General features: G+C 39.1%; 24 protein-coding genes and 1 pseudogene. 12 read left to right on the top strand and 13 right to left on the bottom strand.

Translation table 11 applies throughout. From position 1 onward, the window contains the following. The first annotated feature begins 9 nt into the window (after window positions 1–9). From secD to pgpA, 8 genes are all read left to right on the top strand, one after another. Window positions 10–1,857 (top strand): protein translocase subunit SecD, encoded by a 1,848-nt coding sequence (secD, locus tag WH390_RS08335; protein WP_072012852.1) that lies wholly within the window; start codon window positions 10–12, stop codon window positions 1,855–1,857. A gap of 11 nt (window positions 1,858–1,868) precedes the next feature. Continuing rightward, window positions 1,869–2,837, top strand: a complete 969-nt coding sequence (gene secF / locus WH390_RS08330) for a protein translocase subunit SecF (RefSeq protein WP_032115105.1) — start codon at window positions 1,869–1,871, stop codon at window positions 2,835–2,837. A 105-nt stretch (window positions 2,838–2,942) separates the two neighbouring features. Beyond that, complete coding sequence (gene nrdR / locus WH390_RS08325) at window positions 2,943–3,392, top strand: transcriptional regulator NrdR (protein WP_026821453.1); 450 nt, start codon at window positions 2,943–2,945, stop codon at window positions 3,390–3,392. Window positions 3,393–3,400: 8 nt separating this feature from the next. Continuing rightward, window positions 3,401–4,510, top strand: a complete 1,110-nt coding sequence (gene ribD / locus WH390_RS08320) for a bifunctional diaminohydroxyphosphoribosylaminopyrimidine deaminase/5-amino-6-(5-phosphoribosylamino)uracil reductase RibD (RefSeq protein WP_032115106.1) — start codon at window positions 3,401–3,403, stop codon at window positions 4,508–4,510. A gap of 189 nt (window positions 4,511–4,699) precedes the next feature. Continuing rightward, window positions 4,700–5,170, top strand: coding sequence for a 6,7-dimethyl-8-ribityllumazine synthase (ribE, locus tag WH390_RS08315; protein ID WP_032115107.1), 471 nt, complete (start codon window positions 4,700–4,702; stop codon window positions 5,168–5,170). A gap of 23 nt (window positions 5,171–5,193) precedes the next feature. Then, window positions 5,194–5,607, top strand: coding sequence for a transcription antitermination factor NusB (nusB, locus tag WH390_RS08310; protein ID WP_032115108.1), 414 nt, complete (start codon window positions 5,194–5,196; stop codon window positions 5,605–5,607). Between the two features lie 98 nt (window positions 5,608–5,705). Next, a complete protein-coding gene (thiL, locus tag WH390_RS08305) occupies window positions 5,706–6,695 on the top strand; it encodes a thiamine-phosphate kinase (protein ID WP_032115109.1) in 990 nt (329 codons plus the stop codon). Beyond that, complete coding sequence (gene pgpA, locus WH390_RS08300) at window positions 6,688–7,179, top strand: phosphatidylglycerophosphatase A (RefSeq protein ID WP_032115110.1); 492 nt, start codon at window positions 6,688–6,690, stop codon at window positions 7,177–7,179. Before thiL ends, pgpA begins: the two co-directional genes overlap by 8 nt. 71 nt (window positions 7,180–7,250) lie before the next feature. On the opposite strand, the gene dxs is transcribed toward pgpA, so the two are convergent. The 3 genes from dxs to xseB form a co-directional block, all read right to left on the bottom strand. Then, window positions 7,251–9,116: a 1-deoxy-D-xylulose-5-phosphate synthase gene (dxs, locus tag WH390_RS08295; protein WP_032115111.1), complete on the bottom strand. Its 1,866-nt coding sequence runs from the start codon at window positions 9,114–9,116 to the stop codon at window positions 7,251–7,253. A 115-nt stretch (window positions 9,117–9,231) separates the two neighbouring features. Further along, on the bottom strand, window positions 9,232–10,152 hold the full coding sequence (ispA, locus tag WH390_RS08290) for a (2E,6E)-farnesyl diphosphate synthase (protein WP_032115112.1): 921 nt from the start codon (window positions 10,150–10,152) through the stop codon (window positions 9,232–9,234). A 3-nt stretch (window positions 10,153–10,155) separates the two neighbouring features. Beyond that, window positions 10,156–10,410: an exodeoxyribonuclease VII small subunit gene (xseB, locus tag WH390_RS08285; RefSeq protein ID WP_032115113.1), complete on the bottom strand. Its 255-nt coding sequence runs from the start codon at window positions 10,408–10,410 to the stop codon at window positions 10,156–10,158. A 211-nt stretch (window positions 10,411–10,621) separates the two neighbouring features. Here xseB and thiI point away from each other — a divergent pair, with 211 nt between their 5' ends. Beyond that, a complete protein-coding gene (thiI, locus tag WH390_RS08280) occupies window positions 10,622–12,070 on the top strand; it encodes a tRNA uracil 4-sulfurtransferase ThiI (RefSeq protein WP_032115114.1) in 1,449 nt (482 codons plus the stop codon). Between the two features lie 74 nt (window positions 12,071–12,144). Here the strand turns inward: thiI and yajL are convergent. Beyond that, window positions 12,145–12,734, bottom strand: a pseudogene (yajL, locus tag WH390_RS08275) (protein deglycase YajL). A gap of 220 nt (window positions 12,735–12,954) precedes the next feature. Between yajL and WH390_RS08270 the strand changes: the two are divergent. Next, window positions 12,955–13,446: a YajQ family cyclic di-GMP-binding protein gene (locus tag WH390_RS08270; protein ID WP_032115115.1), complete on the top strand. Its 492-nt coding sequence runs from the start codon at window positions 12,955–12,957 to the stop codon at window positions 13,444–13,446. 38 nt (window positions 13,447–13,484) lie between these two features. Here WH390_RS08270 and WH390_RS08265 read toward each other — a convergent pair whose 3' ends face one another. The 9 genes from WH390_RS08265 to WH390_RS08225 all read right to left on the bottom strand — a co-directional run bounded on the left by WH390_RS08265 (window position 13,485) and on the right by WH390_RS08225 (window position 23,393). Beyond that, the gene (locus WH390_RS08265) at window positions 13,485–14,849 is read right to left on the bottom strand and encodes an MFS transporter (RefSeq protein WP_032115116.1); all 1,365 of its coding nucleotides are present in this window, start codon (window positions 14,847–14,849) and stop codon (window positions 13,485–13,487) included. A gap of 177 nt (window positions 14,850–15,026) precedes the next feature. Next, on the bottom strand, window positions 15,027–15,911 hold the full coding sequence (gene cyoE / locus WH390_RS08260) for a heme o synthase (RefSeq protein WP_032115117.1): 885 nt from the start codon (window positions 15,909–15,911) through the stop codon (window positions 15,027–15,029). A 15-nt stretch (window positions 15,912–15,926) separates the two neighbouring features. Further along, window positions 15,927–16,259, bottom strand: a complete 333-nt coding sequence (locus WH390_RS08255) for a cytochrome o ubiquinol oxidase subunit IV (protein WP_032115118.1) — start codon at window positions 16,257–16,259, stop codon at window positions 15,927–15,929. Then, a complete protein-coding gene (locus WH390_RS08250; RefSeq protein WP_032115119.1) occupies window positions 16,256–16,873 on the bottom strand; it encodes a cytochrome o ubiquinol oxidase subunit III in 618 nt (205 codons plus the stop codon). Before WH390_RS08250 ends, WH390_RS08255 begins: the two co-directional genes overlap by 4 nt. Then, complete coding sequence (gene cyoB / locus WH390_RS08245) at window positions 16,863–18,854, bottom strand: cytochrome o ubiquinol oxidase subunit I (RefSeq protein WP_032115120.1); 1,992 nt, start codon at window positions 18,852–18,854, stop codon at window positions 16,863–16,865. The genes WH390_RS08250 and cyoB overlap by 11 nt, the downstream gene beginning before the upstream one ends. A gap of 5 nt (window positions 18,855–18,859) precedes the next feature. Continuing rightward, window positions 18,860–19,807: a cytochrome o ubiquinol oxidase subunit II gene (gene cyoA / locus WH390_RS08240; protein ID WP_032115121.1), complete on the bottom strand. Its 948-nt coding sequence runs from the start codon at window positions 19,805–19,807 to the stop codon at window positions 18,860–18,862. 376 nt (window positions 19,808–20,183) lie between these two features. Continuing rightward, entirely contained in the window at window positions 20,184–20,969 is a 786-nt protein-coding gene (locus tag WH390_RS08235) for an outer membrane protein OmpK (RefSeq protein ID WP_032115213.1), read from the bottom strand. Window positions 20,970–21,193: 224 nt separating this feature from the next. Then, complete coding sequence (gene ampG / locus WH390_RS08230; RefSeq protein WP_032115122.1) at window positions 21,194–22,732, bottom strand: muropeptide MFS transporter AmpG; 1,539 nt, start codon at window positions 22,730–22,732, stop codon at window positions 21,194–21,196. 73 nt (window positions 22,733–22,805) lie between these two features. After that, window positions 22,806–23,393 (bottom strand): YajG family lipoprotein, encoded by a 588-nt coding sequence (locus tag WH390_RS08225; protein ID WP_032115123.1) that lies wholly within the window; start codon window positions 23,391–23,393, stop codon window positions 22,806–22,808. Between WH390_RS08225 and WH390_RS08220 the strand changes: the two genes are divergently transcribed. Together WH390_RS08220 and bolA are read left to right on the top strand one after the other, a co-directional pair. Next, window positions 23,392–23,526: a hypothetical protein gene (locus WH390_RS08220; RefSeq protein ID WP_256379506.1), complete on the top strand. Its 135-nt coding sequence runs from the start codon at window positions 23,392–23,394 to the stop codon at window positions 23,524–23,526. The two genes, WH390_RS08225 and WH390_RS08220, sit on opposite strands and share 2 nt — an antisense overlap. 160 nt (window positions 23,527–23,686) lie before the next feature. Further along, entirely contained in the window at window positions 23,687–23,989 is a 303-nt protein-coding gene (gene bolA / locus WH390_RS08215) for a transcriptional regulator BolA (protein WP_187290944.1), read from the top strand. Window position 23,990: the final 1 nt, after the last annotated feature.

Raw genomic sequence — 23,990 nt, 5'->3', positions numbered from 1 at the left:
GGAATTGCCGTGCTAAATCGTTATCCTTTGTGGAAGTATTTGATGCTGATCGCTGCGTTGCTCATCGGTCTGCTGTATGCGCTTCCCAATCTTTATGGAGAGGATCCGGCTGTTCAGATTACTGGCGTGCGGGGAACCGCAGCCAATGAACAGACTTTGGATCAAGTTCGCAATATTTTAAAGAAAGAGAAAATCGAAAGTAAATCAATTGCACTGGAAAGTGGTGTAATTCTTGCTCGTTTTAATAATCCAGATGTCCAGCTACATGCACGCGAAACTTTAGTTGCCGGTTTAGGAGAGCAGTATATCGTAGCGTTAAATCTGGCACCTGCAACCCCTCATTGGTTAAGAGCATTGGGCGGTGAACCAATGAAATTAGGGTTAGATTTGCGTGGTGGCGTTCACTTCTTAATGGAAGTGGATATGGAAACAGCCTTAGGTAAATTGCAAGAACAGAATATGGATGGCCTGCGTAGTGATTTACGTGAAAAAGGGATCCCATATTCAACTATACGTAAAATAGATAATTACGGTGTTGAAATTCGTTTTCGTGATAATAGTGGGCGTTCGCAAGCGGAATCTTATTTGACACCACGTTATCGCGATTTGGTTTTTGCTGCTGGCAACAACAATCTATTAACGGCAGTAATGACAGATGAGCGGATTCGTGAAGCACGTAATTATGCAGTATCACAAAATATTAATATTATCCGTAATCGTGTTAACCAATTAGGCGTTGCTGAACCATTGGTACAGCGTCAGGGCGCTGATCGTATTGTCGTTGAATTACCGGGTATCCAAGATACGGCGCGGGCAAAAGAGATCCTTGGTGCTACTGCAACGCTGGAATTTCGCTTAGTTAATGTCGGCATAGACAGTTCGGCTGTTCAACGTGGCCATATTCCGGGTGATTCTGAGATAAAATATACTCGCGATGGTGAGCCTGTTGTTCTTTATAAACGCGTTATTTTGACAGGCGATCATATTACTGATTCGACATCGGATTTGGATGAAATGGGCAGCCCGCAGGTAAGCATTGGTCTGGATAGCGCTGGTGGCTCAATTATGTCTGATTTTACCCGTGATAATCAGGATAAATTGATGGCAACCCTATTTGTTGAATATAAAGATAGCGGGCGAAAGGATGCCAATGGTCGTGCTATTTTGGTAAAAGATGAGAAAGTCATTAATGTCGCCAGAATTTCTGCCCGCTTTGGTAGCAAATTTCGTATTACTGGTATCAGTAATCCAACTGAAGCTCGTCAATTATCTTTATTATTACGTGCTGGCGCATTAATTGCACCTATTCAAATTGTTGAAGAACGCACAATTGGGCCAACATTAGGATTGCAAAATATTGAGCAAGGAATGAAAGCATCATTAGCCGGTTTGCTAGCTTCAGTTCTATTTATGGTCATTTATTATCGCAAGTTTGGTCTGATTGCCAGTTCTGCATTATTAGCAAACTTGATCCTCATTATGGGGATTATGTCGCTATTACCGGGGGCTACTTTAACCATGCCGGGAATTGCTGGTATTGTTTTAACGCTTGCTGTTGCCGTTGATGCGAATGTGTTGATTAATGAACGTATTAAAGAAGAATTAAAGAATGGTCGTTCAATACAGCAAGCGATACATGAAGGTTACAAGGGGGCATTTTCCAGTATCTTAGATGCGAATTTGACAACTGTGATCACGGCAACCATTTTGTATGCGGTAGGCACCGGCTCAATTAAGGGTTTTGCCATTACTACGGCGATTGGTATTGCCACCTCCATGTTTACTGCAATTGTAGGAACACGTGCTATCGTGAACTTATTGTATGGTGGTAAACGTATTAAAAAGCTGTCTATTTAAGGAGCGTGGTTGTGGCGCAAGATTACACAGTAGAACAGTTAAATCATGGCCGTAAAGTTATCGATTTTATGCGTTGGGATTATTTAGCTTTTGGTATCTCAATTGCTTTATTTATTCTTTCGGTTACGGTTATTTCATTGAAAGGATTTAACTGGGGATTGGATTTCACCGGCGGGACTGTTATTGAAATTAATCTCAGTCAACCTGCGGATCTTGATAAAATTAGAGAGAGTTCAGCGAATAATGGCCATCAAGAGCCGTTGATTCAAAATTTTGGTAGTAGCCGAGATATTATGATCCGATTGCCTCCTACTGAAGGCGTGGCAGGTCAAGAAATCGGTAAGTCCATTATTTCAGTCATTAACAAAAATGTTGATGATCAAGCAACGGTTAAGCGCATCGAATTTGTCGGACCGAGTGTAGGCAGTGAATTAGCTCAAACCGGTGCAATGGCACTGTTAGCTGCTTTGATCTGTATTTTGATTTATGTAGGTTTCCGCTTTGAATGGCGTCTGGCTGCTGGTGCAGTAATATCATTAGCGCATGATGTGATTATTACATTAGGCATTGTATCGCTTTTTCAGATTGAAGTTGATATGACTATCGTTGCTTCATTAATGTCGGTCATCGGTTATTCATTAAATGATAGCATTGTTGTCTCTGATCGTATTCGTGAAAATTTCCGCAAGATCCGCCGCGGTACTTCTTACGAAATAGTTAACGTTTCATTGACCCAAACATTGAGCCGAACACTTATTACATCAGGAACTTCTTTATTAGTGGTATTGATGCTCTATCTTTTTGGTGGGTCAATACTGAAAGGATTTTCTCTAGTTATGTTAATTGGCGTGACGATTGGAACCGTTTCTTCTATTTATGTTGCTTCTGCTCTAGCATTAAAGATGGGAATGAAACGAGAGCATTTGCTTCCTCCTAAAGTAGAAAAAGAGGGAGCGGATCAACATTCTCTGCTGCCGTAAAGGCGAATTTTGTTAACTCACACCCTGTTAGATTGCGCTAGCAGGGTGTTTTTCATTGATAGCTGAGTTAAACTGAAAAACCGGACCCTAAAATCAGGAAATTTTATGCATTGCCCATTTTGCACCGCTGTAGATACCAAAGTGATTGATTCACGTCTGGTTGGCGATGGTTCGCAGGTTCGTCGTCGTCGACAATGTCTTGAATGTCATGAACGTTTTACTACTTTTGAAGTGGCTGAATTAGTCATGCCGCGTGTGGTAAAAAGTGATGATGTACGTGAGTCATTTGATGAACACAAACTTAGACGAGGTATGCAAAAAGCATTAGAAAAACGCCCGGTAAGTTCCGATGATGTGGAAACAGCTATTAATAATATAAAATCGCAACTTCGCGCAACCGGAGAGCGAGAAATTCCGGCGAAAATGATTGGAAAAATTGTCATGGATGAGTTGAAAAAGCTGGATAAAGTTGCTTATATACGTTTTGCTTCGGTATATCGTAGTTTTGAAGATATTCGTGAATTTGGCGAAGAAATTGCTAAGTTACAGGATTAATAGTAAAAATGACCACGTTTGATAAGCAGTTTATGAGCCGTGCGTTGTCATTGGCCAAGCAAGGACGATTTACTACCTCACCAAACCCGAATGTAGGCTGTGTCATTGTACGCAACGGTGAAATTGTGGGTGAAGGTTTTCATTGCAAAGCAGGCGAGGCGCATGCTGAGATTCATGCTTTACAAATGGCGAGTGAAAAAGCGAACGGAGCAACTGCTTATGTCACATTAGAACCCTGCAGTCATTATGGTAAAACGCCCCCTTGTGCAGATGCGTTAATTAGAGCAGGTATTCGGCGAGTTGTTGTGGCGATGCAAGATCCAAATCCACAGGTTGCAGGACGTGGTTTACTTAAATTACAGCAGGCTGGCATCGAAGTATTACATGGTTTACTGATGGATGAAGCTGAACAATTAAATCAAGGTTTTCTAAAAAGAATGCGAACAGGGTTCCCCTATGTTCAACTTAAGTTAGCCGCATCACTTGATGGGCGGACGGCTCTTGCATCAGGTGAAAGTAAATGGATCACTTCGCCAGTAGCTCGCCAAGATGTACAAAGCTTCAGGGCTCAGGCGAGCGCAATTTTGACTACCAGTGCTACTGTTTTATCTGATAATCCAGCTTTGAATGTTCGTTGGACAGATTTTGCGCCTGAGCTACAAAATATTTACCCTAAAGAGCGTCTTAGACAACCAATAAGAATTGTTTTGGATAGTGAGAATCAAGTAAAACCAGAACATATTATAACAAAATCAGATGGTGAATGTTGGCTTATTCGCCCTAATCCCATATCGCAAAATTGGTGTGGTGATGTAGAGCAAATCGCCATCCCAACCTACGAAAAAGGCATTGATTTAGTTTTGCTGATGATGCAGCTGGCTAAACGTAATATTAATTCAGTTTGGGTCGAAAGCGGTCCAACACTTGCCGGTGCTTTGTTAACACTAGGATTAGTTGATGAATTGATTGTTTATATTGCGCCTAAAATTTTAGGTGGAACCGCAAAAGAATTAATTAATATTCCAGCATTACAAAAATTGAAAGATGCACCTGCATTTGAATTTATTAATATTGAACTTATTGGACCTGATTTACGTTTAACACTTCGACCATTGTAATGTCATATTCATTAACTGGTTAGCTTAATATAGTAAAGTAGTATAGTTAAAGTAATGTAACATTTAATTGATTAAATTTAGCGTTCCTAATGACTGTTTTAAAGTTAGCTAAATTCAGCAGCGCAGTATAGAAAAGAATATGATAAAATTGTCGTTTCTGTAAAGAATAATTAGTATTTAAGGAAGGCTATGAAGGTAATAAAAGGTACGGTAGCAGCACCCAAAGCTCGTATAGCAATCGTTGTTGCACGTTTTAATCATTTCATCAACAATAGCTTGCTGGAAGGCGCTATTGATACCTTGGAACGTGTTGGCCAAGTTGCAAAGGAAAATATTACGGTAGTTTGGGTACCAGGTGCTTATGAACTGCCTTTGACGATTAAAACATTAGCAGAAACCAAAAAATATGATGCAGTTGTTGCACTTGCTAGCGTTATACGTGGTGCAACCTCGCATTTTGAATATGTAGCCGGTGAGTGTAGTGCTGGACTTTCTAATGTTGCAATGACAAGTAATATTCCGGTTGCCTTTGGTGTATTAACCACCGAGGATATTGAGCAGGCAATTGAGCGCGCAGGTACAAAAGCGGGAAATAAAGGTGCAGATGCTGCATTAGCTGCACTAGAAATGGTTAATGTAATTCAAGCCATTAAAGGCTAACTATTTTACTTAAGGGGAATTTTGTGAAACCTGCTGCTCGTCATCGCGCGCGTGAGTGTGCTGTTCAGGCGATTTATTCTTGGCAATTATCGGGTAATAGTATTGCTGATGTTGAAGTGGAATTTTTATCTGAACAGGATATGTCAGATGTTGATGTAACTTATTTCCGTGAACTACTTAATGGCGTCTCAACTCATGTGTTAGAACTGGATAAAAAAATGGCTCCTTATCTTTCTCGTCAGCTTGGGGAGCTTGGTCAGGTAGAGAAAGCGGTTTTACGTTTAGCGATGTTTGAACTCTGTTATCGTGATGATGTACCTTATAAAGTTGCTATTAATGAAGCGATTGAATTAGCAAAAGTTTTTGGTGCCGAGGAGAGTCACAAATTTATCAATGGTGCGCTCGATAAAGTTGTTCCTACTGTGCGTAAAAAATAATGGTGTTCAGGCTTTTCGAATAATCTGATGTTCATTTTGATTATAAGGTGCAGTAATATCCTTATAGCAATCGGAGCATGGTATAGTGGAATATTATTATGGTTTGTGGCGAATTTGATATCATCGCGCGTTATTTTAATCGTCAACAGCAAAATCGGCATGACGTTAATATCGGTATTGGTGATGATTGTGCATTGATAACAATACCGGAAAGACAGCAATTAGCGATTACTACCGATACACTAGTTGCAGGTATCCATTTTCTTGATAGTATTTCACCTGAAGATTTAGCCTATAAATCTTTGGCGGTTAATTTAAGTGATTTAGCCGCTATGGGAGCGGATCCTGCCTGGGTTTCTCTGGCGTTGACATTGCCACAAATCAATGAAGATTGGCTGGCAAGATTTAGCTCTAGCTTATTTGAACAGCTTAATTACTATGAAATGCAACTTATTGGTGGCGATACAACACGAGGGCCAATGAGTTTAACCTATACAGCCCATGGTTTGATTCCGACAGGAAAATCACTAACCCGGTCTGGAGCCTGTAATGGTGATTGTATTTATGTTACCGGAACATTGGGTGATAGTGCTGCAGGTCTTGCGATTTTACAATCACAGCTGGTTGTCGATGATGTAAAAGATCGTCATTGGTTGATCCAACGTCATTTAAGGCCACAGCCTCGTATTTTGCAAGGGCAGGCTTTACGTCATCTTGCTTCTTCTGCGATTGATATTTCTGATGGCTTGATTTCTGATCTTGGACATATTCTCAAAATCAGTGGCCGTGGCGCTAAAATTAAATTAGATTCTTTGCCACTATCAGAGGTATTGCGCAGACAAGTTACCTCAGAACAGGCGTTAACCTGGGCGTTAAGTGGTGGAGAAGATTATGAACTGTGCTTTACAGTGCCTGAGATAAATCGTGGTGCATTAGAGTCAGCACTAGCGCATACTGGGGCAAATTTTCATTGTATCGGCCAGATAACACCAGAATCAGAAGGGATCCGCTATTTTTATGGGAATAAAGAGGTTTCACCTAATTTAACTGGTTTTGATCATTTTATTGTGGAAGCTTGCTATGACTGATGCAAAATCTCGTTTAAAGCTATCAAATCCCTGGCATCTATTGGCAACTGGATTCGGTAGTGGTTTATCACCCATCATTCCTGGAACAATGGGATCGTTAGCTGCTATTCCATTCTGGCTACTGATGTATTGGTTATTACCCGTTTGGTTATGTTGGTTTATTATTTTATTTGGTTTTGTTGTTGGTATTGTTATTTGTCAACGGACATCCGATGATATGCAAGTTCACGACCACGGTAGTATTGTGTGGGATGAATTTATTGGCATGTGGATGACCCTGATGGTGATACCGTTAGTTAGTTGGCAATGGGTATTGATAGCGTTTGTGCTTTTCCGCTTTTTTGACATGCTAAAACCTTGGCCTATAGGTTGGTTTGATCGGCAAGTAGGTGGCGGGCTAGGTATTATGTTAGATGATATTATCGCGGCTATTTTTGCTATGGTTATCGTGGCTGCGCTTGCACACTGGTTACCCGTTTTATAATGTAAGTGAATTACTAAAAATCAAAAGCGTTTGGTAAACCGCTGCTTTTGATTTTCAACATATTTATTAATTTATTTGGTGTAATAGTTGTTAATTGATTTTACAATTCCTTCAGCATTAAGTCCTAATTCAGCCTGAATTTCTGTTTGATTTCCTTGTGCGATATAGTGATCAGGCAAGCCGAGGTTAATGATAGGCATAATGTGATGGGTTTTTAATAAAAATTCATTAACGCCGCTACCGGCTCCCCCCATAATTGCATTTTCTTCTAATGTTACTAATAGCTTATGGTTGTGAGCTATTTCCAATATCAATGTTTCGTCCAACGGTTTTACAAACCGCATATCGACCACGGTGGCATCGAGTAATTCTGCGGCTTTCATCGCTTCATTAAGTAATGTGCCAAAATTTAGGATGGCAACATTTTTTCCTTGGCGGCGAATTATTCCTTTACCGATTGGAATTTTTGCTAAAGGTTGTAGAGTGGCGCCAGAGCCTGTACCCCTTGGGTAACGAACCGCAACAGGGCCATCCTGATAGTGATAACCCGTATGTAGCATTTGCCGGCATTCGTTTTCATCACTCGGCGACATAATGATCATATCCGGTAGACAACGTAAAAACGATAGATCGAAAGCACCTTGATGGGTTTGTCCGTCGGCACCAACAATGCCTGCTCTATCTATAGCAAACAGGATAGGCAATTTTTGAATGGCGACATCATGGATTACTTGATCATAAGCGCGTTGTAAAAAAGTAGAATAAATAGCAACGACAGGTTTATAGCCTCCAATGGCAAGGCCAGCAGCAAAAGTCACAGCGTGTTGTTCTGCAATAGCAACATCAAAATATTGTTTGGGATAGGTTTTGGAAAATTCAACCATTCCCGATCCTTCTCGCATGGCTGGTGTGATAGCCATCAGTTTAGGATCATCGGCTGCTTCTTGGCATAACCAATCGCCAAAAACTTGTGAAAATGTTAATTGACTATTATTGTTTTTTGGAAGGCTAAAAGTTGCTGGATCAAATTTAGGCACCGCATGCCAGCTGATAGGATCTTTTTCGGCGGGCTCATACCCCTTGCCTTTTTTGGTCATGATATGTAAAAACTGTGGGCCTTTTAACTCACGCATATTTTTTAATGTTTGTACTAATGTGAGTACATCATGGCCGTCAATGGGACCAATGTAGTTAAAGCCTAGTTCTTCGAACATAGTACTAGGGATCACCATACCTTTAAGGTGCTCTTCGGTTTTCTTTAACAATTCTTTGATTGAGGGAATATTGGAAAATACCTTTTTGCCCCCTTCACGTAAACTAGTATATAGATTGCCCGATAACAGTTGTGCTAAATGATTATTTAACGCCCCGACGTTTTCTGAAATTGACATTTCATTATCATTGAGGATCACTAACATATCTTTATGAATGTCACCCGCATGGTTCATTGCTTCAAAAGCCATACCTGCGGTAATGGCGCCATCACCAATAACACAAACCGTTTTGCGATCTTTATTTTCATATTCAGCAGCTACCGCCATGCCAAGTCCAGCACTGATAGAAGTCGAGGAATGACCGACACTGAGAATGTCATATTCACTTTCTGCTCGCCAGGGGAAAGGATGTAAGCCATTTTTTTGTCGTATGGTATCAATCCGGTCGCGGCGGCCAGTTAATATCTTATGTGGATATGCCTGGTGACCGACATCCCAGATAAGATTATCAAATGGGGTTTTATAGACATAGTGTAAAGCGACAGTAAGTTCAATGGTTCCTAATCCAGAAGCAAAATGTCCACTGGAACGGCTAACACTATTTAATAAAAATTGTCGCAACTCTTCACATAATTTGACCAGACTTTCTTTTGGTAAAAGTCGCAATTCTTCCGGCGTATCTATTAATGCTAAAGTTGGATAGGAAGTGATATCAATGCTCATGTCTGCCCATTAAATAATTGTTTTTTGTTTATACCCATGACGCTGTAGTAAGCCGCCAAAAGAATATTTTGAATTTTTATTACTGGTAAAATATTCTGTTTTTTAATCAAGAAAATTAGCTTTTTCGTTCGATAATAAAGTGCGTTAAATTTTGTAGTGTTTCCGTATTTAATCCATACTGTTGTTCTAACCTATAAAGCGCATCCAGTGCTTGTTCAAATAAATTGTTGGCTTTTTTTTGTGCTTGTTCAACACCGATTAATGATGGATAGGTGCTTTTTTTATGTTTTTCATCAGATCCCTGATTTTTACCTAAAGTGTCTGTATCACCAGTAACATCAAGAATGTCATCGTGGACTTGGAATAGCAGTCCAATCGCATTGGCATAATTATCTAATAATGGTAATAATTTGTAGCTTTGGCTGCCAGCCGCAAGTGCACTCATTCTGATGGCGGCACGAATTAAAGCGCCGGTTTTATGATGGTGAATAGATTCTAAGGTTGCTATATCAATTTGTTGACCTTCTGATTCCATATCGAGTGCTTGACCGCCACACATGCCGGCTGCTCCACTAGCAGTAGCCAGCTCAGCTATCATTGCCAGCCGATTAGTATCACTAACATCAGGCATAGCAGAACGAGACAAGATGTCAAAGGCAAGTGTTTGCAGGGCATCACCAGCTAAAATGGCATGAGCTTCACCGAAGGAAATGTGGCAGGTAGGCTGGCCACGACGTAGATTATCGTTATCCATTGCGGGTAAATCATCGTGGATTAATGAATAAGCATGAATACATTCAACGGCCACAGCAGGTACATCCAGGTTTTCCACGGCAACATTTAACATATCACCTATAGCATAAACTAAAAAAGGCCTTAGTCGCTTTCCACCAAGTAATGTGCCATATTTCATCGCTGTGACCAGTTGACTTTGATTAAACGGTAGGCGCTGGAATTGCTTTAGTAGTGTTTTATTGACGCGATCTTGTACCCATTGGCGTTGATCCGCAAAAGAAAGTGTCACTATTTCAGACATGATTTATTTATCTTCCGGCGTAAAGTTGTCTAGTGGTGCATGGTCATCGGCTTGTAACAAAATTTGGACGCGTTGTTCTGCCTGTTGCAACGCTTTCTGGCCTTGTCTGGCTAATTGGATCCCTTGTTCAAATTCACTTAATGCTTTTTCCAGCGGAAGTTCGCCTGATTCTAAGCGTGTGACTATCTGCTCTAACTCTGTCAGAGAAGTTTCAAAAGATAGCGGATCTTGTCTATCAGATATTTTCTTTTTAGCCATAATCGTTTTACTTGCCTTAATATCAAGTGAATATGCGCGTCAGGCGATTTATTTTACTACATTTATGCAGACAATTTATTCTTTTTGTGATTTTTAGCGACGAACAGCAATATAGTGATATACTTCCCGTCTTAAAATCAAATGCTCTGCTAATAAATATGCATAATATGCGTTTATTCGCAAAAATAAAAACCGACTTTTATACAAAATTATGAAGTTTATTATTAAACTATTTCCTGAAATTACCATTAAAAGCCAATCAGTGCGCTTGCGCTTTATTAAGATCTTGGCTAGCAATATTCTTAATATATTGAAGGTGTTAGATGCGGAAATAACCGTTATTCGCCATTGGGATAATATCGAAGTTCGCACCAAAAAAAACACATATCATGATGAAATTTGCGATGCCTTAACCAGAATTCCTGGCATCCATCATATTCTGTTAGTTGAAGAATATCAATTCCGCGATCTCCATCATATTTTTGAGTTAGCTTATGCGACTTATGCTGAATGGCTAACCAATAAAACTTTTTGTATACGCGTTAAGCGTCGTGGTCAGCACGACTTTACTTCAATTGAAGTAGAACGTTATGTTGGTGGGGGATTAAATCAACATATTTCATCAGCTAAGGTAAAACTCAATCAGCCTGATATCACTATCAATCTTGAAATTGAAAAGGATAAAGTCATGCTTGTTAAATCCCGTATTCAAGGGATTGGTGGCTTTCCTATTGGTACTCAAGAAGATGTTTTGTCGTTGATATCGGGTGGCTTTGATTCAGGTGTGTCTAGCTACATGTTAATGCGGCGTGGTTGCCGAGTTCATTATTGCTTTTTTAATCTGGGTGGCGCCAGTCATGAAATTGGCGTCAAGCAGGTTGCTTACCATCTTTGGCATCGTTTTGGTCGTTCACATAAAGTGCGTTTTGTCGCGATAGATTTTGCTCCGATTGTAAGCGAAATTCTTGAAAAGATTGATGATGGCCAGATGGGCGTGGTATTGAAAAGGATGATGGTTCGCGCCGCATCTATTATAGCAGAACGTTATGGGGTTCAGGCTTTAGTAACCGGAGAAGCGTTAGGACAGGTTTCTAGCCAGACATTAACCAATCTACGTGTAATTGATAATGTTACCGATACATTAATTTTGCGGCCATTAATTTCACATGATAAAGAAAATATTATTAACCTTGCTCGCGAGATAGGAACGGCAGATTTTTCCCGTACTATGCCTGAGTTTTGTGGCGTGATTTCGAAGAAGCCAACTGTGAAAGCAGTAAAAGCTAAAATTGAAGTGCAGGAAACTAATTTTAATTTTTCTCTGCTTGATCATGTTGTTAGTACAGCACAAAATATTGATATTCGTCAGATAATGAATGATAGCGAAGATAAAACGCCAGAAGTGGAAATTGTCACTACATTTTCAGGCGATGATATTGTGCTGGATATTCGTTCCCCTGATGAACAGGAAGCGCGTCCACTCAAGCTTGAAGGTGTTAAAGTAAGGTTATTGCCATTTTATAAGCTAAATAACCAATTTGGTGAGTTACCACAAGAAAAACCCTATTTGCTTTATTGTGAGCGCGGTGTTATGAGCCGCTTACAGGCACTTTATTTACATGAACAAGGTTTTAAAAATGTAAAAGTGTATCGTCCTTAGTGGTAATCTATTGGCTTTTTCGTCTCAAGGATAGGCGAGTTTTAAGTGAATATACACAATTTGCCATATCACCGTTAGTTGGCATAGTTGTAAATACCAGGCGGCAGGACAAGCTGCGAAGCAACTTCCGCTGCCTTTTTTTGCCAACTAATAGCTCGATAAGTTTAAGTGAAAAGTCAATAGCTGTGGCAGGCCCTTGGCTAGTAAGTAGTTTTACCCGTTCATCATAATAGACACGACAATCAACGCGTTTGTGGCTGGCAATTTTACTTTGTAAAGCCGGATAACCGGTCATATTGCCGATTGGAAATAAATTATGGTGTTCTAGTACGATTGCCGGCACGGCACAAAGAGCGGCAATGATTTTACCCTGATGATGAGATTGGCGAATTTTTTCAATGATCAGCGGATTATCACGAAACGCCTCCGCGCCTTTCAATCCACCAGGTAATACAATAGCAGCAAAATCCTGTTCAATGATATTGACTAACTGAGTGTCAGCAACAATTTTTACTCCACGTGAGCAAGTTAACACCAATTCGCCATTATCTGCGGTACTTGCAGTTGTTACTGGGATCTCGGCTCTAGTTAACAGATCAATTACTGTAACGGCTTCTATTTCTTCGCTACCATGCGCCAGGCAGACGAGAACGGTTGGTGACATTAGAGTTTCTCTCGGTCTAATTAATGGATAAATGATCGGATTTAGCATGTTGTCAGCCATAACTTGCTAACAGCGCCAGCACTAAAGATCGCTATTGTTTTTTATCTGACTGAATCAATTATGCTTTTTGGGGAATTTATTTAACATTAAGTATAGAGCTTTTGCTGATAATAAAAAGTAGTATTATGCTATTTTATGAGTAATAAGGAGGTCATGAAATATGCCATCATTTGATATAGTTTCTGAAATTGACATGCATGAAGTGAGTAATGCCGTTGAAAATGCGCAACGTGAATTGGCTAGTCGTTGGGATTTTCGCAATGTTGAAGCCAGTTTTGAACTCAATGAAAAGAATGAGTCGATTAAAGTAACGAGCGTGTCCGACTTTCAAGTAAACCAATTGGTAGATATTTTACGCGAGAAATTAGCTAAGCGTGGAATAGATGGTGCTGTCTTGAATATACCTGACGATATTGTTCATAGTGGCAGAACTTATAGCCTTGATGCTTCATTACTGCAAGGCATTGATTCGGTAATGGCAAAAAAGATCATTAAACTAATTAAAGAAAGTAAATTGAAGGTTCAGGCGCAAATTCAGGGAGAACAAGTGCGAGTAACCGGTAAGTCACGCAATGATTTACAATCTGTGATAGCGCTAGTGCGAGAGGCTGAACTTGGGCAACCTTTTCAATTTACTAATTTTCGTGACTAAATTTATCATTCCTGCTGTGTCCTACAGCAGGTAGTATGTTATTGGTTATTAATAATAGTTTCCAACTGTTGCCGACTGATAATTTTTTTATCTATTTTAATGTAGGCACTAAGCGCTTTAAGATCGAACATTACTTCGCGCACACCGGGCTCATTCATTAATTGGCTTTGTAGTAAGTTAACATCTTTGATCTGTTGGGGTAAAAGTAAACGAATGCTACTGGTATAAGCAGGTTGATGCATATTTAAGCTAATAAAAAACCAACATGTACAAAGTATCAGTCCGGCTATAAAGACCAAGGAAGCACCATTTAATTGAAAAAGCCATCCCCCTAAGATCCCGCCTAAAGCAACGCCTAGAAACTGACTGGTTGAGTAGAGACCCATCGCGGTTCCTTTATATCCAGCAGGCGCTTCTTTACTGATAAGTGAAGGCAATAATGCCTCCATAACATTAAAGGCAATAAAAAATAACTGAAGACCTAATACGATTAACCAAAATTGTTGTTTGGAAAAACAAAATGTTAATTCAGAGATAAATAAGATGCCAATGCATAATAGAAAAACTTGTTTCATTCGACGCTGCTTTTCAGCATAGATAACAAAAGGTAGCACCGTAATGAAAGCAAGAAGTAAAGTTAGTAAATATATTTTCCAATGTTGATTAGCTGCCAGACCTGAATCGATCATCACTAACGGTAAAGCAACAAAATTTGCCATCAACAACGTATGTAAACAAAAAATGCCAAAATTAAGTTTAACTAGTTGGCGATTATTAATCACTGTTTGTACACTATTTTTTATAAAATGGGTTTCGCGATTAACGCTATGATATCGGCTATCTGGTACGGCAAAGCGAGTTATTAATATCCCGCCAAAGGCAAGTAAGCTTATTCCCCAAAAAAGGCCATGTAAACCGATAGCATGGGTGATAATTGGGCCGAGAACGAGTGCAATAGCAAAAGTAATGCCAAAGCTTATTCCCATAAAAGCCATCGCTTTAGTTCTATTTTGTTCGCTAGTCAGATCGGACAGCAACGCCATAATTGCAGCAGAAATAGCTCCTGCGCCTTGTAACGCGCGACCGATAATGATACCCCAGATAGAATCTGTCATCGCGGCAATCACACTACCGGCAATAAAAATGAGTAAGCCGGCGATAATTAATTGCTTACGACCAAATCGGTCGGACATTAAACCAAATGGGATTTGGCAGATAGCCTGACTGATACCATAAATGCCAATAGCCAGACCAAGTAGCAATTCATTGGCATCTTTCAGTTCGCGTCCATAGCTGGCTAAAATGGGTAATACCATGAACATGCCTAACATACGTAATGTGAATACCGCCCCTAACCCCCAAGTTGCCTTTAATTCAGTAGGCGTCATTTTACTATCATTCATGGTTTATCTCAGAAATTTTACAAGTGAACATTGTAAAATGGTTTAATCGATTAGTTAATCTATTTGTCGAGTAAGCATTAGCAAGATATAGATAAAAAAGTGGGGAATTCATTCGCATATTGGATGTTTTAACCGTGAAGGTAGTGGCAATTATCTGCCACTATTTAAGATAAATTATTATTTGAGATAGACAAAAATCTGTTCAGCGGTAACAGTTGGATCAATCGACATCATGACACTGAGAGAAGTAATTGCCACGATAGAGAATATAAACAGTTTCCGTGCCCAAAGGCGATCATCATTCTGATTTTTAAAGCCAGAAATTGCCATACCAAGCCACCATAAACTCACCGCGGCGGCAACAATAAGATATTTGTAGCCGGCATAGCCACTAATGGTGAGCATAATGGTTGCTACCATAAAAGCAAGGATATATAAAAAGATATGAGTTTTGGCGACCGAAATTCCTTTAATCACTGGTAATACGGGAATATTGGCGGTTTGATAATCTTTGAAGCGAAAAATAGCAATTGCATAAGAGTGTGGCATTTGCCATAAGCTAAAGATCAATAGCAGAATCAATGCTCCCATATCAAATTGATCAGCAACAGCGCAGTAACCAATAACTGGCGGCGCAGCGCCGGACAAGCTACCTACCAGGGTGCCATAAACCGATTTACGTTTCATATAGAGACTATAAATACCGACATATATGATAAAACCGATAACGGCCAGTAGTGCCGCTAAGGCATTGGTGGCAATATAAAGTAAAGCTATGCCAGCAATACCCAGTAGGGTGGCATAAATTAGGCAAAATTTCGGCGCAATAAGTCCTTTAACTAAAGGTCGATTTTTGGTTCTCTCCATCATTCGGTCGATATCTCGGTCAATATAGTTGTTAAAAACACAACCAGAAGCGATAACCAGAGATACGCCGAGTAATGTGGCAATAAATAGTGGGTAATCTATTATACCTTTAGCTGCGAGCAGAAAGCCGCCAATAACAGAAATTAGATTACCGAAAATAATGCCTGGTTTGGTCACTTGTAGATATTGCTTCATTAGAACCACAACTCTTTAGTCGAGCATCATATTGATGTTCAGGTTATACATTATCCACAGCGAGCCAATAACGACAATGCCTATAATTAGCATTGTGAACAGGAAGGCAACCAGATTCCAACGGTCATCTGAAGAGGTATTCATATGTAAGAAACAGACAAGATGTACCAAAATCTGGCTAATTGCCGTACCAACAACGATCCATAAGATAGTGTCATGGGATGCAGTACTATTCATTACCATCCAAAAGGGGATGACCGTTAAAATGACCGAGAGTATGAAGCCAATTAAATAAGTCTTCATACTGCCGTGGCTAGCACCAGAGTGCGGTGTATTTGTGTAACTCATGCAAGTGCCCCCAGCAGATAAACAACGGTGAATACACAGATCCAAACAACATCTAAGAAATGCCAAAAAAGACTTAAACAACTTAAACGGGTTTGATTGACGGCAGTGAGGCCATGACGTGAGATATGGATTATCATGATGATGATCCAGGCTAAACCAAAGCTTACATGAATACCGTGAGTACTAACTAGCGTAAAGAAAGCGGAAAGAAAAGCGCTGCGATCAGGCCCATAACCTTCAGAAATGAGCTCATGAAATTCGTAAATTTCCATGATAAAAAAGCCGAATCCGAATAAAAAAGTAATCAGTAGCCATAATTTCACCAGATTTATTTTCTGCTTATGCATCGCAAGCATGGCAAATCCATAAGTGATGCTACTAAACAATAACAGGAAGGTTTCGACCAAGACAAAATTGAGGTTGAAAATCTCTTTTCCTGTCGGGCCTCCGGCAGTACCATGAACTAGAACAACGTAGGTAGCAAAAAGGCAAGCAAACAGGATCAGATCGCTCATTAAATAGATCCAAAAACCAAATATTTTTGTTGCGCCTATGTCATGATGCCCATGATTTTCATGGGCAATATGTTGATTAGCTATTGAATTAGTTGACATGATGGATACCTGCTTTTTTCAGTTCATCGTAATGCTGTTTTTCAATACGTTTAATTTCTTCTACAGGGACATAATAATCAACATTGTCATCAAAACTTTTGCCAATCCAGGTGGCGATAATACCAGCAAAACCAATAATCGCTAGCCACCAAATATGCCAGACCATAGCAAAACCGAAGATTAAACAAAACGCTGAAATAATTATTCCGGCAGCAGTATTTTGTGGCATATGAATGGGTTCATATTTGGTTGGTTGTTGATATGCAATCCCTTTTTCTTTCATATCCCACCAAGCATCACGCGTATCAATTTGTGGTTCTTTCGCGAAGTTATAAAAAGGTGCAGGGGACGATGTTGACCATTCTAATGTACGACCATCCCATGGATCGCCGCTGAAATCACGATTTTTGTGGCGATCGCGAATACTGACAATTATTTGAATGACTTGGCAGAGAATTCCGATAGCGATAAGCGCAGCACCGAGTGAAGCGACCATCAGCATTGGATGATATTGTGGATCAATATTTTGACTTAAACGACGAGTCATTCCCATAAAGCCCAGTATATAAAGTGGCATAAAGGCAATAAAGAAACCACTGATCCAAAACCAAAAAGCACGAACGCCCCATTTTTCATTTAATGTAAAGCCAAATGCTTTCGGGAACCAGTAGGTCATACCAGCAAAGCAACCAAAAACCACTCCGCCGATAATGACATTATGGAAATGGGCAATCAGAAATAAACTATTGTGCAGCACAAAATTTGCACCGGGAACGGCCAATAGTACGCCAGTCATCCCACCAATCGAAAAGGTAACAATAAAACCAATCGTCCAGAGCATTGGTGTTTTAAATTCGATACGGCCATGGTACATGGTAAATAACCAATTGAATATTTTTACTCCAGTTGGAATAGCAATAATCATGGTAGCTATACCGAAGAAGGCATTGACATTTGCCCCACCTCCCATGGTAAAGAAGTGATGTAACCAGACGACAAACGACATTACAGTAATAACAATGGTCGCCCAGACCAGAGACGTATAACCAAATAAACGTTTTTTACAGAATGTCGCTGTGACTTCCGAAAATACGCCAAAAACAGGTAACACTAATATATAAACTTCAGGATGTCCCCAAGCCCAGACCAAATTGATATACATCATCATATTGCCGCCCATATCATTAGTGAAGAAATGGGTGCCTAAATATCGGTCAAGTGTGAGTAGTGCGATAGTAACGGTTAGGATAGGAAATGCTGCAATAATTAGTACATTAGTACAAAGCGCTGTCCAAGTAAAAACAGGCATTTTCATCATTGACATACCAGGCGCCCGCATCCGTAGAATGGTGGCAAAAAAGTTTATTCCGGTTAGGGTGGTGCCAATGCCTGATATTTGTAAACTCCATATCCAATAATCTACCCCGACACCAGGATTGTATTCCTTACCTGACAATGGGGGATAAGCTAACCAACCAGTCTGCGCAAATTCCCCGACACCTAATGATAGGTTAATCAAGATAACACCAACGACAAATAACCAAAGACTGAGAGAATTTAAAAACGGAAAGGCTACATCGCGAGCACCAATTTGCAATGGCACAACTAAATTCATTAAGCCAACCACGAAAGGTGTTGCCATGAAAAAAATCATGATCACACCGTGAGCGGTAAAGATTTGATCATAATGATGAGGAGGTAAAAAACCGGCCTCGCCGGCTGACGCTAATGCTTGTTGACCTCGCATCATTATGGCATCAGCAAAACCGCGTAGTAGCATTACCATGGCAACGATAATATACATAATGCCAATTTTTTTATGATCTACACTAGTTAGCCATTCGCTCCACAGCCACTTCCATTTACCAAAATAGGTGATAACGCCTAAAATAGCTATGCCAGCTAATAAAATACAGATCACAGTGATGACAATAATTGGCTCGTGAATAGGGATTGCATCGAGCGTTAATTTACCCAACATACTATTTATTCCTTAGCATCGACATGAGCAGAGTGGTTCATATGCATTATTTGATTGCCAGACATTTCATGTTCGGTTTTGTCAGCATGATTGATATGATGTTCATGGCCGAATTTTAATATCAGTTCTTCATAGAGATTTGGTTTCACGCTTGAAAAATAGGTAACAGGGACATTGTGGCTAGGTTTAGCTAATTGATTAAATGTAGCCATGCTATCTAGCGTTTTGGTAGATGTTTTTACTTTTTGCACCCATTTATCAAAGCTTGCCGTATCAGGTGTTGCAATTACATTAAATTTCATATCTGAAAATCCGTGACCGCTATAACTTGATGAGAAGCCTTTATAGGTACCAGGTTCATTAGCGATTAAGTGAAGCTTCGTTTGCATACTAGCCATCGCATAAATTTGACCACCAAGTGCAGGGATAAAGAAAGAATTCATCACTGACTCGGCTGTCACTTTAAAGTTAATTGGCACACCGACAGGAATGGCGATTTCATTAACGGTAGCGATATTTTCTTCTGGATAGACAAACACCCATTTCCAATCGGTAGAAATGACCTGAATGGTAATCGGTTTTTTATCGCTTTCTAATGGTTTATAAGGATCCAGTTGATGCGTTGTTTTCCAGGTTATTACGGCAAGAATGATGATGATGATGATAGGAACTGTCCAGCAAACTAACTCAATTTTATTTGAATGTGCCCAATCTGGCCGGTAGGTTGCTTGTTTATTGCTTGCTCGATATTTTCTGGCGAAGATAATTGCCATAAAAATGACTGGAATGACAACAATTAACATTAAACCAAGCGCAGTCAGTATCAGTCTTTTTTGTTCAACACCAATGGCGCCCTTGGGATCCATTAATACCATATCGCAACCAGTTAGCAGGAAAACAATAGCAAGCAGTGAGATGACTCCAATACTTCCTTTATATTTTATAAGTCTCATTTAGCGACCCCAAATGACAAAGATGGTTATTGTCGTTTTGTTCAGTGTGGGTATTTTACGGTAAGGTTATATTAGTGTAAACAATTGTAAGGCGCACAAATATAATTGTTATTACTTTCTGTTAAAGTGATCACAAGTAAAATTGAATTCATTATAGAACTGTTTAAATGATTATTTTTTGGTTCACAATTATTTACATTAAATAATTTTATTATTAATAAAAAGAAGCAGATAAAAGGAAATCAAAATGTGATTTTATAGATCGAAAATTAATTATTATGCTAAATAATAGTTAGTTTTAAATATTTATTATTTAGCATTAGTTAAAAAATGGTATTCATTTTCAAATAAGCTGGCTTTACGTTAGCTTACATGATTAAAAATTATATTTGATGGTATAAATGATTCCGTCGTGATAAAAATCATCACCAAGTTTGTTATCAGCATAGCGATATTGAATACCTGCAGATAAGGTTTCAAAAGGCGTCCACCATAAGGCTATCGCACCGTTAATACCTTCTTTTCCGCCATTGCCATAGCCTTTTGCGCGATTAAATTCCATCTCATGCCAATTAGTGATAGAAAAGTTTTGTGACCATAATTGAAAACTATAGCCCGCAACCCAACCAATGACATAGCCATTGTTGCCAGAATAGAAAGTTTGATCAACATAATGTAAGGCTAAGAAGGGTTTTAGCCAAAAATCTCCTAGTGAGAAGTTGTAGCCAAAACCATAAAGTGTATTAATTTCGTGGAAATTACCACCGTATTTATAACCGGGTAAAGACCAAATACCATAAAGATGCCCATAGAGATTAAAGCCACTGTCACCTAAGTAGAAACGACCGGTTGTTTTAACGGCGTAGCGTTGGTTTTTGCTGGGCTCTGTTTTACGTTGATGAAATGGATTTTCAACATCAAAGAAACCGTAGAGTTCACCCCAATTAAAGTTAGCGCCTCCTTCCAGCTCAAGGTAGGCAAAATCTTTTTTACCGGTAGTGTGAGCCGATTTATTTTCTGTTCGTTGTGACCAGTTAAAATAATTTAGACTGATATTAGCGAAACCATTTTGATAACCAACGGAATTTTCTGTTGTAGTACTAGCCATGGTAAATGGAGTTAGCGACGTCAATATTGCAATAGGTAAAAACTTTTTACTCATAAAATTTGTTAACTTAATTTTAAATAAATTTAAACGCATTTTAATATAATGAAATGCGAAAGTGAAAGCTGCGAGATGATAGAGTTTGTTTTTGTAAATAGAAATCTGATCTTTTGCATACAGTGATAAAGATCACTCTGTATCAATGATTATTTTATAGCAGTCAATAATAAATCATTAATATAAATATTTTTTAATATAACTATTTGTATTTTATATATATTCTAATGGCTATTGTGGCATTGTTTTGGTATGCCTGTTTTACGTATTGCCAGATAATCCAGGGTTCCGCCTAAAATAAAACCAACAGTCCCAATTATGATACTTAAATTAATCAATTGATCTTTATAAAATAACATTTTAAACCATAGTTCAATCGGTTGTGTAAATAAATTGATCTTGCCTGCCGAAAAATAACTTAAAATTGTTATTATTAACCAAAATATAAATATACTTGCTGAGACGGCAAGACACACAATAGCTAATTTATAGGATTGCTTAAAATAAGTCCGACGCATAAATTTGCCGGTTTGTTGGATATAAGATAACGATTGTTTGCATATCAATATTAAAAAAATACTCGGTAATGAAATAACGACAGAAATAAGATAAAAAGCGGGCCAATCATATTTGCTCACTAGCGCGCTTGCCATGGGCCCAACATAGACCCGCCCAATAGCCGATAAGGCCGATAGTAAAGCAAATTGAGTTGCAGAAAGCGAATGATTGCAAAGCGTCATTAGTAGTGCGACAAAAGCGGCAGTGCCCATGCCAGAAAAGATATTTTCAATAAAGATAACGCTGCTGGTGGTATAAATATTGGCGGGAGTTACTGCCAGAAACCAATAACCAAAATTAGAAATAGTCTGTAAAATACCGAAAATAAGTAAGGCTTTAAATAAAGACATTTTTTGCATAATATAGCCGCCATATAAAGCGCCAAGAATAGTTGCAAATAGTCCAAAAGTTTTATTAATGGTGCCAACTTCAGCCAACGAAAAGCCAAGTTTATTTAATAGGAAATTGGTACTCAGTGCCATAACAAATGCATCACCCATTTTATAAAAAATGATCAATAACAAGGTGATCCAGGCATTATTACGACTAAAAAATTCGACAAAGGGTTCATAGATAGCTTCATACAGTGTTTTGGGTGGTGGCGATTTTATTAGTGGTTCTTTAGCGGACAGTGTTGCATAGACACCAATTAGCATTAGGCTGGCCATCAGTAGATAGAGTTGCTGCCAAGTAACAAAATGGTCGACCAACCATAAAGCTAATCCGCCTGAAACCAACATACTAATACGATAACCCATAACGGATATTGCCGCGCCGGCGCCGCGCTCTTCTGTTGACAATAAATCGGTTTTATAAGCATCAAAAACAATATCTTGTGAGGCGGAACAGAAAGCGACCAGCACCGCAGCAGCTGCCAACCACCAAAGATGCTCTTTGGGATCGATAAATCCCATCGCCGCAATGCTGATAATCAGTAAAATCTGAGTGGTTAATAACCAACCACGCCGGCGACCTAGCCAGGGCAGGGTGTAGCGATCCATTAATGGTGACCAAAGAAACTTTAATACATAAGCCTGGCCGACTAATGAAAAAAAACCGATCGTTTTAATATCAATATTTTCGACGGTTAACCAGGCTTGCAAAGTACTTGCGGTAAGTGCCAGCGGTAATCCTGACACAAAACCTAGCAAAAGCAGCACTCGGGAACGATGTTGGGTAAAAACGGTCAGGTAGTTTTTTTTCATAGTCGTCCTGTTGCTCTGTTATTGTCAGACAGAGCTATTGCTGGCAGCACTCTCACTTAACACGCTGAAAAATTCATTGTGCGTTTTGTTTTATAAACTGGCTTGTTTCAGGATCATTAGCCATATCAGCAATAATGTCGGTTAACGCTTTATTGATAGCTGAAGCAATTTTTTCGTTACTAGCATCAAGAGGCCCTTGTTCATTATAACTACGCGTATAGGTACGTGTACTGGTTGACCCATTAGATGCCATAGCTATGACACTAATCGCAATATCGACAGTGATATTATGACGTAAGCTGCCTTCTTGTACATCGGCATACAGCTTATTTAGCGCAATTTGTAAATTAATATTAGCCGGTGCACTAACCGTATAACCTCTGGCGATCATCTGTTTTTCTAATGCTTCTTGTAAAAGATAGCGTAAATCGCGAGAGGGTTTTAGTACCGCTAGTGCTGCATTACGATTAACTTCGGCAAGTGCCGTTGAGCTTCTTTTATCAATGCTAGTAATATTTATTGAAACTGCTCTTATGGTTGGATCTTGAGTTGGCAGGCTAATATTTGGCTCGATAGACAGGGTATTACTTGGGGCAACACATCCTATTAAGCTCAATGAGATTAACAGAGCAATGATTAGATGAAAGGTATTTTTTAACATGTTTTCTCAACCTATTTTGGTATTACTTGATTTAATCGTTACCATACTTTGGTATTTTACTGTTAGTATGCCAGAAAGTTATCGGCATTTGGTGAAGAAACCTACTAAAAAATTGGTCTGGATTATGCTTTAATCGTAATTTAGTAATATCTAATCCTATTTCTAACCGATATTGGATAAATAGTAGTGAGTCATAATAAAAAACAGATTAATCATTTTTGCTGGCATATATATTTACTTAGTAAATTAAGTCGAAAGAGTCTATTAATATGGTAATTAAACCTATGCAAACCATGTGTAAGCAAATTGAAGAAAAACTGGAATACGCTTTTTCGCCGGTATATTTGATGGTATTAGATGAAAGCGATCAACATAATGTTCTGCCAGGTACGGAAAGTCACTTTAAAGTTATTTTAGTGACAGAAAAATTTGCAGCACAAAGGATGGTTGCTCGTCACCGAGCTGTTTATCAATTATTAGCAGATGAATTATCTAATAGTGTTCATGCATTGGCATTACATAATTATACCCCAACTGAGTGGCAACAGCGCCAACAGCAGGCTTTTTCTTCACCAGCTTGCCGTGGTGGAGAGTAGG

The organism is Candidatus Arsenophonus nilaparvatae (genome assembly GCF_045346035.1).
Taxonomy (GTDB): Bacteria; Pseudomonadota; Gammaproteobacteria; order Enterobacterales; family Enterobacteriaceae; genus Arsenophonus; species Arsenophonus nilaparvatae.
This window is presented reverse-complemented; position numbering and strand designations above follow the sequence as displayed.

Bases quoted from the DNA above. Each gene is read 5' to 3' on its own strand.
- nrdR (WP_026821453.1), top strand. From the start codon at position 2,943: ATGCATTGCCCATTTTGCACCGCTGTAGATACCAAAGTGATTGATTCA.
- ribD (WP_032115106.1), top strand. From the start codon at position 3,401: ATGACCACGTTTGATAAGCAGTTTATGAGCCGTGCGTTGTCATTGGCC.
- ribE (WP_032115107.1), top strand. From the start codon at position 4,700: ATGAAGGTAATAAAAGGTACGGTAGCAGCACCCAAAGCTCGTATAGCA.
- thiL (WP_032115109.1), top strand. From the start codon at position 5,706: ATGGTTTGTGGCGAATTTGATATCATCGCGCGTTATTTTAATCGTCAA.
- pgpA (WP_032115110.1), top strand. From the start codon at position 6,688: ATGACTGATGCAAAATCTCGTTTAAAGCTATCAAATCCCTGGCATCTA.
- dxs (WP_032115111.1), bottom strand. From the start codon at position 9,116: ATGAGCATTGATATCACTTCCTATCCAACTTTAGCATTAATAGATACG.
- ispA (WP_032115112.1), bottom strand. From the start codon at position 10,152: ATGTCTGAAATAGTGACACTTTCTTTTGCGGATCAACGCCAATGGGTA.
- xseB (WP_032115113.1), bottom strand. From the start codon at position 10,410: ATGGCTAAAAAGAAAATATCTGATAGACAAGATCCGCTATCTTTTGAA.
- thiI (WP_032115114.1), top strand. From the start codon at position 10,622: ATGAAGTTTATTATTAAACTATTTCCTGAAATTACCATTAAAAGCCAA.
- WH390_RS08270 (WP_032115115.1), top strand. From the start codon at position 12,955: ATGCCATCATTTGATATAGTTTCTGAAATTGACATGCATGAAGTGAGT.
- WH390_RS08265 (WP_032115116.1), bottom strand. From the start codon at position 14,849: ATGAATGATAGTAAAATGACGCCTACTGAATTAAAGGCAACTTGGGGG.
- cyoE (WP_032115117.1), bottom strand. From the start codon at position 15,911: ATGAAGCAATATCTACAAGTGACCAAACCAGGCATTATTTTCGGTAAT.
- WH390_RS08255 (WP_032115118.1), bottom strand. From the start codon at position 16,259: ATGAGTTACACAAATACACCGCACTCTGGTGCTAGCCACGGCAGTATG.
- WH390_RS08250 (WP_032115119.1), bottom strand. From the start codon at position 16,873: ATGTCAACTAATTCAATAGCTAATCAACATATTGCCCATGAAAATCAT.
- cyoB (WP_032115120.1), bottom strand. From the start codon at position 18,854: ATGTTGGGTAAATTAACGCTCGATGCAATCCCTATTCACGAGCCAATT.
- cyoA (WP_032115121.1), bottom strand. From the start codon at position 19,807: ATGAGACTTATAAAATATAAAGGAAGTATTGGAGTCATCTCACTGCTT.
- WH390_RS08235 (WP_032115213.1), bottom strand. From the start codon at position 20,969: ATGAGTAAAAAGTTTTTACCTATTGCAATATTGACGTCGCTAACTCCA.
- ampG (WP_032115122.1), bottom strand. From the start codon at position 22,732: ATGAAAAAAAACTACCTGACCGTTTTTACCCAACATCGTTCCCGAGTG.
- WH390_RS08220 (WP_256379506.1), top strand. From the start codon at position 23,392: ATGTTTTCTCAACCTATTTTGGTATTACTTGATTTAATCGTTACCATA.
- WH390_RS08225 (WP_032115123.1), bottom strand. From the start codon at position 23,393: ATGTTAAAAAATACCTTTCATCTAATCATTGCTCTGTTAATCTCATTG.
- bolA (WP_187290944.1), top strand. From the start codon at position 23,687: ATGTGTAAGCAAATTGAAGAAAAACTGGAATACGCTTTTTCGCCGGTA.